This window comes from Nostoc sp. DedSLP04 (genome assembly GCF_034530775.1).
Taxonomy (GTDB): Bacteria; Cyanobacteriota; Cyanobacteriia; order Cyanobacteriales; family Nostocaceae; genus Nostoc.
The window spans coordinates 20491-34861 of the sequence record NZ_JAVRCL010000024.1; the positions used below are offsets into that span (position 1 = coordinate 20491).

The window sequence follows — 14371 nt, forward strand, 5'->3', positions numbered from 1 at the left end:
TAGTCTACTTATCAATCAATGTAATCTCATTAAATAAAAATTTATTAAGTATAAAATATCCATTTCTTAACTCGTTTTTTTTGTAATACAATCTAAGCATATCAAGCCAGATATATAGTGGGCGATCGCTAAACATGAAAGAACTTCTCCTGCTTCCCTCTTTAATAACCGCTTTCTTTAAGAATATGGTCAAATACTTTAGTAATCAGGCATCTGGTGAAATTAATTATGCGGTATCCAGAACACTTGCACAGACTAGCACTGCTACATCTGTACATTCATTCTTACTCATATCTCTTTCCTGGGATTTAGGACGATCGAGAAGACGCAGATATCTGTGACAATTGCACTTATGTTATAATTTAACGCAGACATCTCTACTGGATGCGGTATAATCAACTTGATTACTTCTAGAGAAATTTTATGGACTAAAAGTGCTAACGTGGTAACACTAACATCAAGGATGATACTTGGCAAGACAGTAACACCCGCGATCGCCCTAACTAATATCCTCTTGAAGCGAAAAGATTTTTGTGTAAGGGTATCTAGTTGATTGTTATGCAGCATAGCTTAAACAACAACATTCCCACTTTTTGGAGAAGTCGGAAATAGTCTGAAACTCCTAATGAAGGAATATCTCACAGCTTTCTCGCTTACTAGTTTCAACTTTTAGTTGCACAAAAGCACAGTTATGTATTTACATAGATGGTTGGCTGATTGCAAATATTTTTAGGAAAATGGTATGATATTAAAGTTTTAATCTAACTCTTCAACTATGACTTTAGTAGATATTGGCTAAGAAAAGCATTCACCTCATTGGCACATAACCCAACATTAACTATTTTTCCTGCAATTCTGAGAATATCTAATCCTTTACCATTATTGCGGTGGTCTGGATCGAGTATAGATACATATATTTCATGTATCCGACAATCTTTAGCGATCGCTAAAGCACATGCAGGTGTGCGTCCATGAAAAGAACAAGGTTCAAGAGTTACATACATTTTCAACGAGTTGAAAGCTTTGCCTTGAATCTGTTTAAGTGCGTCAGCTTCAGCATGGTGTTTTCCTGGTGCTTGCGTGTATCCTTGAGCTACGATCTCTTGGCCATCTACGATGGCACAGCCTACTGGTGGGTTCGGCAAACATTCCGGCAAAGCTTTTCTACTTTGAGCTAAAGCAGCCAGCATAAATATTTCATCCATATTTGAGCTTAAATTATCTAGATAAATCACATAACCAAGAATTAGCTATTTTTTGTTAAAAAAGTTCCCATATCAAAATTTAGTAACTGTCACACTAATACCAGAATCCAGTTTCGGAACCTTGAGATATTCAATTGGTTCAGTACTTGGAGTCTTGATTGGCTCCTGACATTGCTTAAAAAAAGCGCTTGGGTTATTGATGAACTCAAGCGGGTTAATTTTTTGGCATCCTCGCTCCTGCATTAGCGAAATTGATTCAGCAGTTTGTTTTGAATTATTAGTCTGTCCGAGAAAATTACTCCATGTAGTATTAATCGTAGCTGGTTCTGTCAATAAAACTCCAGCGCGATCGCGATCGCCTATTGTTATGGAAACATTTTCTTGATTAGCATAGGCACTCTTACTGAAAGTGAGTGCGCTAATCACAACGGCTAAGATAATAGAAGAGGATTTCATCATTCAATCTCTCAACATTTAATGTCAGTTTAATAATTACAATTGCCTAGATACAAAAACCAAGAAATAGCAGCCTAGCTTGAGTACCTTAGATTAACACAGGTAATAATAAATATAGGGAAATTTTATTAAAAATATAGTAAAATCTGACGGAAGTTTGCCTACGTTGAACAAGTTGTTTGAGCTATTTGTCTGCTTAATTGAGATAGTAGCTGGATTTTTGCTATTTTGTACTAGTCTGATGTAAACTAATTTTTTGCTCTAACCACGCTGTTATTTGATACTCCTTTGCTAGGCTACGTTAAATCTAAGCTGAAGCCAATTTACTTACTAGCCGTCTATATTTCATGCGTGTTACCATACAGGTACATTTATATTAAAAAATGTAATGTGTTTTTACATAAAGGCAAATTAAACTGATTGCGAACCTTTATAGGTTCAAGGCTCAAATCATGCAATTTTATGATTGCTAGTCCTGTATTATTCCCAAAATTGACTATTATTTAGAGCAAGAATTAATTGTTAATTAAAGTTTTGAACTAGCTTATGTAAAGATTCATCCAGTCTTTATAAGTATGTGTTTTCACTGTCCAAAGTCTATCTCTGAAGTGCTTCCATTGTTTATAGAATGGCACAATTGCTCTATTCCTTACCCTGAAGGAATTAACTCCTCTTGTCTTTTCAAAATCAGCAAACCGAGACTGAATATATTAGTATATTGTATAAATTTTTTGTAAAGATATAAAAATCAATGTTCTTACATAATATGATAGTGATTGTTAGCTTACTAATCAATACTTGTATTAGTAGTAAGACAAAACGAAATTAACCAAAATTAAGCCCTAAAAATGTAAAGTAACTAAATCAAGGATAAAATTGTGATTTATCCTGTTTTTGCTCTCACTATAATATCAATTTAAGTTAAAATTGCGGCTTACAAAAGTATATAGGTTACTTCAGATATTGAAGAAATCAGCAGCAATATATTAACTAAGAATTAACGCAAATATTAATATCGCAAACTAGACTTCATTAGCACTGTAATCAAAATTCTGAGAACAATTTTCTGTAAATAAATAGTCTTTTTATAAAAGTTTAGATATATTATGACGATGGAATCTTTACCCAGTTTTGAAGAAGTAAATATTCAGAAATACTTAGAAGTTATTCGACGGCGTTGGCTACCTCTAGTTGGAATTTTCACTATATCTGTTAGCCTTGGATGCTTGTATGCATTTTCACTAAAACCTTCATACAAGGCAGAAGGAAGTTTGATGATTAAAACAAATCGCTCTTCTTCACTCACAGGCTTACCAGATGACATAGGACGCCTAGAAGCTTTAAATGTGAACGACAATCCCCTGGAAACTCAGGTGAGAGTTATTGGATCGAATCCAGTAATTGAGAAAACGATTAATTCCCTCAATCTTAAAGATAGCCAAGGCAAACTGCTCTCGATTCCCGATTTGGCAAAACAACTAAAAATAGAAGGAATTAAAGGCACTGATGTTGTACAACTTTCTTATAAAGGTGGCGATCCAGAACTAGCTGCCAAAATCGTTAATGAAGTTATTGACAGTTATATCGATCTAAATATCAAGGCTAATCAGAATGAAGCGCGAACAGCCAAACAGGTTCTTGTAACGGAAGTACCTAAAGCTGAGGAAGTTGTCAGAAGAGCCGAATCAAAACTGCGGCTATTTAAAGAAACGAATAAAGTTGTTGTTTTGGAACAAGAAGCAGCTGCAGCAGTCGATACCATTTCTAAGTTAGGAAATCAAATTTCTCAAGCTTTAGCTCAACTAGATGATGTGAAGGGTCGTCTAGAACAGTTAAGCAGTGAAGCTCAGATAGATTCACGGCAAGGTGTAATCGAATCTGAATTGAGTCAAGCACCTGGAGTTCAGAAAGTGCTAGCCCAACTTCAAGAAACAGAAAGCCAACTTGCACTAGAGCGTACCCGTTTTTCACCTGAACACCCTACAATTACTAACTTAGAAGAAAAAGTCTTAGCTCTTAAGAACTTGTTAAAAGAGCGGACAGGACAAGTAGCTGGTGGAGCACAGATAACACAGGGAAGTTTACAGGTTGGACAACTGCGGCAAAGCCTAATTGCAGATATTACTCGTGCTCAGGCAGAACGTGTTGGTCTGGAGAGACAAATTGTCACACTCAAACAACAGCAAAATGCCTATATCAAACGAGCAAATAATTTGCCAAGGCTAGAACAAAGTCAACGAGAGCTAGAACGGAAACTGCAAGCAGCTCAAACGACTTACGAAACACTCTTAAAGAAACGCCAAGAGATTGATATTGCACAGAATCAAAAGATTCCTAATGCTCGTGTTATTTCCTATGCTTTAACCCCTGATAAAGCAGAAGGGCCTCGGAAAATGCTGTTTATTATTGGTGGAGCAGGAGTTGGTTTTTTCTTAGGTATCATTGTCGCCTTTACTTTAGATTTGATAGACCGCTCAGTGAAGACCGTCAAAGAAGCCAAAGAAGTCTTGAGATACAGTGTTTTGGGAGTGATTCCTACACAAGGTAGAAATGGTAAAGATCATTCTTCTATACCAGGACTGGATAGAGCCATTCCCAAAGTTATTGGCAGAGATATTCCTTACTTCCCTGTTGGTAATGCATATCAAATACTACAAGTGAACTTGAAGTTCCTCTGTTCTGATAAACCGCTCAAAAGCATTGTAATTACAAGTTCCGTTGCCAAAGAAGGAAAGTCTGACGTATCTGCAAATTTAGCTGTGACTATGGCTCAGGCGGGGCGTAGGGTGTTATTGGTGGATGCAGATATGCGTCATCCCATACAGCATCATATCTGGGGGCTAACAAATACAATGGGATTAAGTAATGTACTAATTAATCAAGCTTCTTTAGATACAGTTGTTCAGGAAGTCATGCCTAATCTGGAAGTTCTTACTTCTGGAGTTTTGCCTCCCAATCCAGTGGCAATGCTAGATTCTCAACGTATGGCAACATTAATTAGTAACTTTGGGAGAGATTACGATCTTGTAATTTTTGATACTCCTCCATTGTCAGGAATAGCAGATGCTGCTGTTTTAAGCACTTTGACTGACGGTATCTTATTAGTCGTTCGTCCTGGAGTGGTTGACTTGAACAGTGCAAATGCAGCTAAAGAGTTTTTAACTCAGTCAGGTCAGAAGGTATTAGGAATAGTCATCAATGGTGTGAATAATAAAAATGAACCTAATAATTATTTTTATGACACTAAAAAACGACAAATTGAACAAGATTTGGTATTTTCTAGCAGCTTAACTAAATTTCGCCAAGAGCGTTAAGTTTTTTTATAAATTGTGAAAGCTAGCATCACTACAACTATCTCAATCTAATTTTTTGACTATAGTAATAATGGATAAAACTAAAATTAAAACTTCTTGTTTAATTAATAATTACAATTATGCTGAATTTTTATTTGAGGCAATTGATAGCGCTTTAAATCAGACAGTCAAATTTGATGAAATTATTATTGTTGATGATGCATCTACAGATAATTCTGTGGAAATTATCAATAAATTTACTCAAGTAGCTAATGTTAAGGCTATTTTTAAAGAACAAAATCAAGGACAATTATCATCTTTTAATGAAGGTTTTTTAGCTGCTACTGGTGACATTCTATTTTTTTTAGATGCCGATGATATTTATGAACCTCAATATTTAGAAAACGCCCTAAATTTTTACAATAGACGCAGTGAATGTGATTTTGTATTTTGTGCGTATAAAAAATTTGGAGCAGTAGAAGGCATATTTCAAGACGATCTAGTTGATTTAGATTTGGGTTATTCAGTAATTAAAACTTTATATAATGGTGAATGGATTGGTTCTATAACTTCAACATTATCAATACGTAGAGAAATAGTCAGAAAATTTTTACCTATTCCAAATTTAGAAGATTGGCGTGTAAGGGCTGATGACTGTTTGGTATGGGGAGCTTCTTTGGTGGGGGCTAAAAAGTTTTATATGTCTAAACCTTTAGTAAAGTATAGAATACATGATAATAATAAATATCATAATAATACTTTTTTAAAGGTAGACAAAAACTATGAATACAAAAGATTCTGGAAACGTAATTCACTGTTTAATTACATTATGCAAAAAAACAATTTTAGCTCTCCATTATTTTTAGCTTTTACATCTATCAATGAGTTCCAAACAATACCATGCCCAAAATATAAAGATTTTCTTATTTACTTGAAAATAATATTTTTATTTGAGCATAGTTTGTATTGGAAAATCAAAGGCATTGTTTTCTTATTTAGCTATTTCTTTAAAATTTTGATCGATGGTAAATTAAAAACCTTGTAGGTGATAAATAATGTGAGTTTTGGAATAAATAAACTTTATTTTGTATATGAGAATATTATAAATTTACATAAGCGAGATTGATAGGTATAAAAAATATCATATGATTAATTTATAAAAATAATGTTAAGCAAATTAAAAATTAAAAACTTATCGAAATTTAAATCTCGTTCTGGGCTGCGTGCAATTATTGCTAATACAGGTTGGTTATTTGCTGATCGCATTCTACGTATGGGTGCAAGCTTAGTTGTAGGAGTATGGGTAGCACGTTATTTAGGAGTGCAACAGTATGGTCTATTTAACTATGCTTTAGCTTTTGTTGCCTTATTTAGCCCAATTTTTACTCTCGGACTAGACGACGTAGTAGTTCGCCATCTTGTTCGTCAATCATCAAATAAAGAGGAAATTTTAGGAACTACTTTTTGGCTAAAATTTTTGGGTGGAATTGCTTCTGTTTTATTGGCAGTTAGCACGATGTTTTTCTTAGGTGAGCATGAAACACTAAAGATATGGCTAGTGGCAATTTTAGGAATAGCAGGAGTTTTTAGGGCATCTGATACTATTGAACTGTGGTTTCAATCACGGGTACAGTCGAAATACAGTGTAATAGCTAAAAACACAGCATTTCTACTAAATACTGTCATTAAAATCGCACTAATTTTAACAAAAGCACCATTGCTAGCTTTTGCTTTGGTAACATTAGCAGAATTTGCAATGAGTGCAATTGGTTTACTGATTGTTTACCAAGTCAAAGGATCTTCTTTGTGGTTATGGCGTTGGAGCATTGCGGCGGCCAAAACTCTTTTGAAAGAGAGTTTACCTCTAATTTTTTCGGGGTTCGCCATCATGATTTTTATGAGAATAGATCAGGTGATGTTAGGTCAAATGATCGGAGATAGTGAGGTTGGAGTTTATTCTGCTGCTGTGCGTATTTCTGAAATTTGGTATTTTATTCCAGGGGCTATTGTTTCTTCTGTTGCTCCGGCAATTTATGCAGCAAAAGAAAAATCAGAAAGTCTTTACTATCAGCGAATAGGACAATTATTCAGTCTAATGACATGTATATCTTTAGCAATTGCTCTTCCAATGTCCTTTTTATCTGACAAGATAATTATAGTGATGTTTGGAAGTGGATATGCAGATGCAGGAGCAATATTAGCAGTTCATATTTGGACTTCTTTGTTTGTATTTATGGGTCTTGCAACATCACCTTGGTTTATTGCTGAAGGTTTGAACCACGTTTCTTTAGGTAAAACTTTATTTGGAGCAATACTAAACATTATTCTCAATTTATTACTTATTCCTAAATATGCAGGACTTGGAGCTGCGATCGCAACAATAATATCTCAAGCTGCTGCTGCTTTTATATGCAACGCATTTGATTCCAGAACACAAAAACTTTTTAAGATTCAGGTGCGCTCGCTTATTCATTTTTACAAATACTGATCGTTATTATTTAACTTTTATATGATGCAAACACCAGTAACTTTTATTATTTTTAAACGCCCCCAAATAACAGAAAAAGTTTTTGAAGCCATTCGCCAAGTAAAACCAACAAAACTTTTTGTAATTGCAGATGGGCCCCGCACTGACCGCGAAGGTGAGGCAGAAAAATGTGAAGCGACTAGGGCAATTATTGAGAAAGTTGATTGGGATTGTGAAGTAATAAAAAATTACTCTGATATTAACTTAGGTTGTGCAAAACGGGTATCAAGTGGTTTAGATTGGGTCTTTAATAATGTTGAAGAAACAATTATTTTAGAAGATGATTGTATCCCTCACCCAACTTTTTTTAGGTTTAGCGAGGAACTGCTGGAAAAATATAGAAATGATACCAGAATCGCCACAATTTCTGCTCAAAATCTTCAACTTGGACAAAAACGTACAAATTATAGTTACTATTTTTCTCGCTACAACCACTGCTGGGGTTGGGCAAGTTGGAGACGTGCTTGGCAACATTATGATTTGACTATCAAACTCTGGAAAGAGGTGCAAGCAGAAAACCTTTTACATGACATTCTTATAGATCAAAAAACGGTAAATTCTTGGCAACGAATATTTCAATCTGTTTATGACAATCCTACAGGTATAACCTGGGATTACCAATGGACGTTTGCTTGTTGGATGCAGGGAAGCTTAAGTATTATTCCCAATGTCAATTTAATCTCTAACGTTGGTGTTGGTGCAGACGCAACTCATTTCAATTCAAATCAAGAATTTTCTTTTATCAATATGCCCATGCAGGCGATGGAATTTGCCTTAAAGCATCCACCATTTATTGTCAGGAATGTAGAAGCAGATAAATTTATACAAAAAACAGTTTATAAAGCAAATGTATTAGATATTCTTAAAGAAGAAGTAAAGAAAAGATTGAATTATTCAACGATAAAAAATAGAGCAATCAAATTTCAGAAATGAAAATAAAACTAACAGAAAAAATATTAACTATTTTGCTACTACTAATTTCTGTAGGGGCATTAACAATACACCCTGCACAAGAAGTTTCAATGTCTACACTTGGAGGTGATAAGCTAGATACCTTGTTCAATATAGTTTCATATTTAATCCTATTTTATTTCCTAATTTTATACTGGAAAGGTTTTATTTATGTAATTATTAGAAGTCCACTACAGTTTTTATTACTAGCAATAGTTATATTTTCTCTTTTATGGTCAGAAGACCTAAGTTCTAGTCTCACTTATTTAAGAGGTCTAATCCGAATATATTTTCTTGCCATCTATTTAGCAATGCGTTATCCCCTTAAGGAACAAATTAAGCTGATAGCTTGGGCACTTGGGGTAGCTGCATCATTATCTATGCTATTTTCTGCATTCGTACCAGGTTATATTCACGAATCACCTGAGTTACTAGGTATGTGGAGTGGAATTTATGGTCATAAAAATGAATTAGGTTACATGATGACTTGGAGTGCAGGAGTTTTTTTGCACCTGGCTCTTAGTGGTCATCGATATCGTTGGTTGATGTGGGCATTATGTGGGATATCTATATGTCTAATTATCCTTTCACGTTCAACAACATCTTTAACGATTTTATTGACAATGATATTACTTTTACCTGTCTATAGATCCCTGAAGAAAACTAATTATAAGTTACAAGTTATTACGATCACTTCAACTTTGATGTTGCTGATGATTTCTTCAATATTACTTCTCAATAATGCCGAAACTGTAGTTGGTACTTCTGGTAAAGACCTTACCTTCAATGGACGCTCTGATCTCTGGGAGCTAGTAATTTCTAAGATTTTGGAGAGACCTTGGTTAGGTTATGGATTTTCGGGATTTTGGACTAGTAATGCTGCATCCAAATTAAGAGCTACTTACGATTGGGCAAGTAACGCCCATAATGGTTTTTTAGAATTATTATTAGAATTGGGATTCTTAGGGTTTTTGACTTTTGCAGCAGGGTTTGTCCGGTTTTTCGTAATGGCACTGACTCGAATTATTTCTATCGCTAAAAAGCCAGAAGATTATTGGCCAATGCAGATGCTAATTATCATTGTCATAGTGAATTTTTCAGAAGCCAGATTATTAACTCCTAGCTGGAATTGGTTAATGTATATCACCACATCATTATCTTTGACTATTGAATCTCAACGAAATTATAAAAACATTTTATTCAATTAGTTTTTATGACAATCAGAAATAGTTTTAGTGAATACTAAGTTAATAAAAATGAAAATTTTACATATTAGTACCCATGATATTAGTGGCGGTGCAGCTAGGGCTGCATATCGTTTACACACAGGTTTACAGAATATAGGACTACAGTCACAAATGTTAGTACAGGAAAAATCTAGTAATGATAAAACAATAGTTGCACCTAAAATTAGACTGTTTCAAGGCATCGCTAAGGCAAAGCTGACAGTTGAAAGTTTGCCATTAAAGCTTTATCGTCAAAAGAAAAATACCCCATTTTTTACTCAATGGTTGCCAGATAGAGTTATTCCTAAAGTTGCTCAGATTAATCCAGATATAATCAATCTGCATTGGATTAGCGGAGGTTTTATGCAAATAGAAACCTTTGCTAAACTGAAGCGCCCTTTAGTTTGGACTCTCCATGATATGTGGGGGTTTACTGGAGGATGTCACGTTACTGGAGAATGCGATCGCTACAAAGTATCCTGCGGGGCTTGTCCTCAACTCAACAGTGGTAATGAATGGGATTTATCCCGTTGGGTATGGCAACGCAAAGCAAAAGCTTGGAAAAATTTAAATTTAACCCTGGTTTCACCAAGTTCTTGGCTAGCAGAGTGCGCTTGTTCCAGTTCTTTATTCCAGAATTTGCGAATTGAGGTAATTCCTCACGGATTAGATACTCAAAAATATCGACCGATTAATCAATATTTTGCCCGCGAAGCACTCAATCTACCTCAAAATAAAAAGCTGATACTATTTGGAGCTATAGAAGCGACAAGCGATAACAATAAAGGATTTCATTTGTTGCAACCAGCTTTACAAGAATTGAGTAAATCTGGCTGGAAAGATGACTTGGAAGTTGTGATTTTTGGAGCATCTCAACCCGAAAATCCACCTGATTTAGGCTTCAAAACCCACTATTTGGGACACTTACACGATGCTATATCTTTAGCAACTGTTTACTCAGCTGCTGATGTAATGCTTGTACCATCTCTTCAAGAATCTTTTGGACAGACAGCTTCAGAATCATTCGCTTGTGGTACTCCAGTTGTGGCGTTTAATTCTACTGGCTTAAAAGATATTGTCGATCATCAGCAGAACGGCTATTTGGCTAAACCTTATGAAGTTGAGGATTTTGCCAAAGGAATTACCTGGGTTCTTGAAAATGAACAGAGATTACAAAAACTTTCATTTTATGCACGTGAGAAAGCCGAGCAAAAATTTACCCTGGAACTTCAAGCACGTCGTTATTCAGCCTTGTTTCAGGAAATATTGATGATAGCAAATAAATCTTCATTGAGTAATTAACTTATTAAATCAATACTTCATACTATGTCAATACCTATAGCTTTTATAATTTGTACAGAACCTGGTCGTTTAGAAGGTCAATCTTTGATGCTTGCAGAAAGTATTCGTAAGTTCTGCGGCGAATTGAAAAATACACCTATATATAGTTTCCATCCTAGAGTAGGTGAACCGATTTTAAAGCAAACCCAACAAGCCTTTGAAGCATTGCAGGTGACTCATCAACAAATCCCGATAAATCGAGAATTCCATGAATATTATTTAGCTAATAAACCCCTAGTTTGTGCCTATGCAGAAGAAAATATCGATGCAGAAATATTGGTTTTTTTAGACAGTGACAAATGCTTTTTTTCTGAACCAAAAGAATTTTTATTGCCCGTAGATTGTAATGTGCGGATGCGTCCTGAGTATGGACAAGGAATTGGTTCTACAGGTTTGCAAGATCCTCAAGAATGGTATTGGCAAAAACTATATGAAGTACTGGGAGTAAAGCGTGAGGTATTTGTTGACACACCCATTGGTAATAAAAGAATCAGAGCCTACTGGAATTCTGGTTTGATTGCTGTAAGAAAAAGTGCAGGTATATTTAGAACTTGGAAAGATAACTTTGAAAAAGTAATGCGCTTGGATATTACTCCTCCCCAGGGTATTTATTTTGTTGAGCAGTCTGTTTTGTCTGTAACTTTATGTGCCTTGGAAGAAAACGTTGAACATCTTCCCCCTAATTATAGTTATCCATTACCTTTACATAACCGTTTATCAAAAGAACTACAAATTAAACATTGGGATGATATTGTATCCATTCATTATTTCAACTTATTTTTTTATAACGATTGGCATGGGCAAATAAAAAATTTGAAAAACTTTAATGTCAATTCAAAGAAATATCAATGGTTATCTGAAGAGGTTGTCAGACTTAATATGCCTCGTGTATCAGTTTGGCATAGATATTTGTTGGGAGTCAGAAGAATGGAACAAAAACTAAAAAGCTTTAACTTAGATATTAATTTCAGTAGATGGATAGAAAACAGGGCGAAATTTTAAACTGAAATCACGATATATGAAAGTTAAAATTTTGGTAATTGAGATTATGAATAAAATCCATCCAAAACGTATCTAAATTTATTATTTAGATTAACTCTTTTTGTACATATTATTATCAGGAAAATGAGATGAAGAAAGCGAATATAGCTGTAATTATGACATGTTATAACAGACGGAATACAACTCTTGCCTGTCTAAATGCTTTATATCAGCAAAAAAATTGTTGTGATGTTTATTTAACTGATGATGGGAGTTCTGATGGGACTACAGAGGCTGTTAAAGCAGAATATCCAGAAGTACAAATTCTTCAAGGTAATGGCAATTTATTTTGGGTGGGAGGAATGCATCTAGCTTTTAGTGAGGCAATCAAATATCAATACGATTATTATCTGTGGTTGAATGATGACACATTTTTTGAAGCCAATGCTGTGAGTAAACTATTACAGGTTCATCAAAATTTGACAGAACTTGGTTATCGAGACTCAATTGTAGTTGGTTCAACTAAAGACTCAATTACAGGAAAAGCAACCTATGGAGGAGCGGTAAAATCTAAAAAGTGGTATTCTAATAAATTTGAATTTTTAGAACCAAGCTCCGTTATCCAACAATGCGATGCTATGTATGGTAACTGCGTGCTAATTCCTAAAAGTGTTGCTGCCAAAGTTGGTAATATTGATACAGCTTTTGTTCATAGTTTAGGAGATTTAGATTATGCTCTGAGAGCGCGTAAATTGGGTTGTAAAATATGGGTAGCTCCTGGGTATATTGGTACTTGCACTAAAAATTCTATCCGCAATAGTTGGGCAGATACCAATTTAAATCTCTTAGAACGCTTGAAAAAAGTACTACAAATCAAAGCTTTTCCATTGAAATCATGGACTATATTTTGTAGCAGACACTCTGGGCCATTTTGGATATTGTACTGGTTCTTACCCTATATTAGAGCAATTATTGGTTATAAAAATTTAGCAACTTCTCCGACATTTTCTGAGGATATTAATCAAAGTAACTCAGAAGCTTAATAATTGCACGATAGTTATTGATAGATGGTATTTAGAGAAATTATAACTATCTTAATCATTTGATAAATGTAATTTAAAATTATAAAATAACCACTAATTATTTTATGGGTAAACGCTTACTGATTGTTTCAACCCTCGATTCTAGTCAGCCATTTGGTGCATTTACTAGACCTTTTTATCTAGGACAATATCTTACTAAATACTTTGATGTTTTTCAGCTAGGTTTAGATTGTTCATCTGTTAATTATGCACCTTCTTTTTCTACTGGATCGAGAAGCTTGAAGTCATATATTCAATCCATAGAAAAGTGCATTGACGAGTTTTGTCCAGACATTGTGTATGCTCAAGAAACACTACCTGGATTGGCTGCTTTAATTTCACTAAAGCTTAGAAAACACAGTAGCTCCTCTCTTGTCTTAGATTTTCATACATTTTCGCCTTATGAATACTGGATGCGCTTGTTTTCAGTTGCCAATCCTTTCAAAGAGTTTGCACAATGTATTAAGACATATATTGCTCAGGGAATTTTAATATTTTCTGGTAGTCCAATTATTGCAGCAGGTGAATCAATTCCTAAACTAATTTCCCAATGGTATGGAAAAACTCCACAACAAATTTATTCTATCGGGAATGGAGTTACTGAAGACTTACTCAATACTGAAGTTTTTCCAGATAAAGACCCCTATCAGGCATTCAGACCAGCTAAAATAGTCGTTATCATTGCTCCCAAAACATTTCAATTTCCAACTAATGATATGTCTGTATCAATGGCTATTGAGGTTGCTAAATACCTTGAAAATTATCAGGAAAAAGTACATTTTGTTGTCATTGGTAGGGATAGTAGCGATATTTCAGAACCAATACCCTCTAATATTTCTTGTTTAGGCTTTTTACCTAAAAGGGAAGATTTTATCGCCCATTTGAAATATGCAGATATTGCTTTATTGCCATTTTCAAAACAAGCAGTAGCAGGTGGCGCTCGCAATAAAGCACTAGATTATTTCGCTAGTAGAAAATTAGTTGTATCAACGCCAGAAGGTTTGCGAGGTTTAGAAGAATTTCGCCACTTGGAACATCTGTTAGTAACAGGATACTCTAGCGAAGAAGTCGCTAACACAATACTGGATGCTGTTTCAAATATTGATAAATATCAATCACTTGTAGATACAGCATATAGTTTAATTACCGAAAAGTATTCGTGGAATGCAAAAGCACAAAATATCGCAGACATCCTTCTAAGGATAAGTGCTTTTTAGTTATATTCAAAAAATAAGTTTTAACTAAAAAACTGAGATATTTCAATATTTAAGTACTTTCGTATTGAAATATTGCTGATTGATTTTACAAT

Annotated in this window: 12 protein-coding genes; 9 read left to right on the forward strand and 3 right to left on the reverse strand. The window is 34.6% G+C overall.

What is annotated here, in order from left to right; all coding sequences use genetic code 11:
• Nucleotides 1–288: 288 nt before the first annotated feature.
• The 3 genes from RMX89_RS15630 to RMX89_RS15640 form a co-directional block, all read right to left on the reverse strand.
• Nucleotides 289–567: a hypothetical protein gene (locus tag RMX89_RS15630; RefSeq protein WP_322672113.1), complete on the reverse strand. Its 279-nt coding sequence runs from the start codon at nt 565–567 to the stop codon at nt 289–291.
• Between the two features lie 206 nt (nt 568–773).
• A complete protein-coding gene (locus RMX89_RS15635; protein WP_322672114.1) occupies nt 774–1205 on the reverse strand; it encodes a bifunctional diaminohydroxyphosphoribosylaminopyrimidine deaminase/5-amino-6-(5-phosphoribosylamino)uracil reductase RibD in 432 nt (143 codons plus the stop codon).
• A gap of 72 nt (nt 1206–1277) precedes the next feature.
• On the reverse strand, nt 1278–1664 hold the full coding sequence (locus RMX89_RS15640) for a hypothetical protein (RefSeq protein WP_322672115.1): 387 nt from the start codon (nt 1662–1664) through the stop codon (nt 1278–1280).
• Nucleotides 1665–2767: 1103 nt separating this feature from the next.
• On the opposite strand from RMX89_RS15640, the gene RMX89_RS15645 reads away from it, so the two are divergent.
• From RMX89_RS15645 to RMX89_RS15685, 9 genes are all read left to right on the forward strand, one after another.
• Nucleotides 2768–4975 carry a polysaccharide biosynthesis tyrosine autokinase gene (locus tag RMX89_RS15645; protein ID WP_322672116.1) on the forward strand — a complete coding sequence of 736 codons (2208 nt, stop codon included), beginning with the start codon at nt 2768–2770 and terminating at the stop codon, nt 4973–4975.
• Between the two features lie 70 nt (nt 4976–5045).
• Nucleotides 5046–5999 carry a glycosyltransferase family 2 protein gene (locus tag RMX89_RS15650; RefSeq protein ID WP_322672117.1) on the forward strand — a complete coding sequence of 318 codons (954 nt, stop codon included), beginning with the start codon at nt 5046–5048 and terminating at the stop codon, nt 5997–5999.
• A gap of 120 nt (nt 6000–6119) precedes the next feature.
• Entirely contained in the window at nt 6120–7442 is a 1323-nt protein-coding gene (locus RMX89_RS15655; RefSeq protein ID WP_322672118.1) for a flippase, read from the forward strand.
• Nucleotides 7443–7466: 24 nt separating this feature from the next.
• Complete coding sequence (locus RMX89_RS15660) at nt 7467–8414, forward strand: glycosyltransferase family 2 protein (protein ID WP_322689580.1); 948 nt, start codon at nt 7467–7469, stop codon at nt 8412–8414.
• The gene (locus RMX89_RS15665; RefSeq protein WP_322689538.1) at nt 8411–9640 is read left to right on the forward strand and encodes an O-antigen ligase family protein; all 1230 of its coding nucleotides are present in this window, start codon (nt 8411–8413) and stop codon (nt 9638–9640) included. Before RMX89_RS15660 ends, RMX89_RS15665 begins: the two co-directional genes overlap by 4 nt.
• A 48-nt stretch (nt 9641–9688) precedes the next feature.
• The gene (locus tag RMX89_RS15670) at nt 9689–10960 is read left to right on the forward strand and encodes a glycosyltransferase family 4 protein (protein WP_322689539.1); all 1272 of its coding nucleotides are present in this window, start codon (nt 9689–9691) and stop codon (nt 10958–10960) included.
• Between the two features lie 24 nt (nt 10961–10984).
• On the forward strand, nt 10985–12001 hold the full coding sequence (locus RMX89_RS15675; protein WP_322689540.1) for a hypothetical protein: 1017 nt from the start codon (nt 10985–10987) through the stop codon (nt 11999–12001).
• 128 nt (nt 12002–12129) lie between these two features.
• Nucleotides 12130–13023, forward strand: coding sequence for a glycosyltransferase family 2 protein (locus tag RMX89_RS15680; protein WP_322689541.1), 894 nt, complete (start codon nt 12130–12132; stop codon nt 13021–13023).
• A 104-nt stretch (nt 13024–13127) separates the two neighbouring features.
• Nucleotides 13128–14279 (forward strand): glycosyltransferase family 4 protein, encoded by a 1152-nt coding sequence (locus RMX89_RS15685; protein ID WP_322689542.1) that lies wholly within the window; start codon nt 13128–13130, stop codon nt 14277–14279.
• Nucleotides 14280–14371 lie beyond the last annotated feature (92 nt).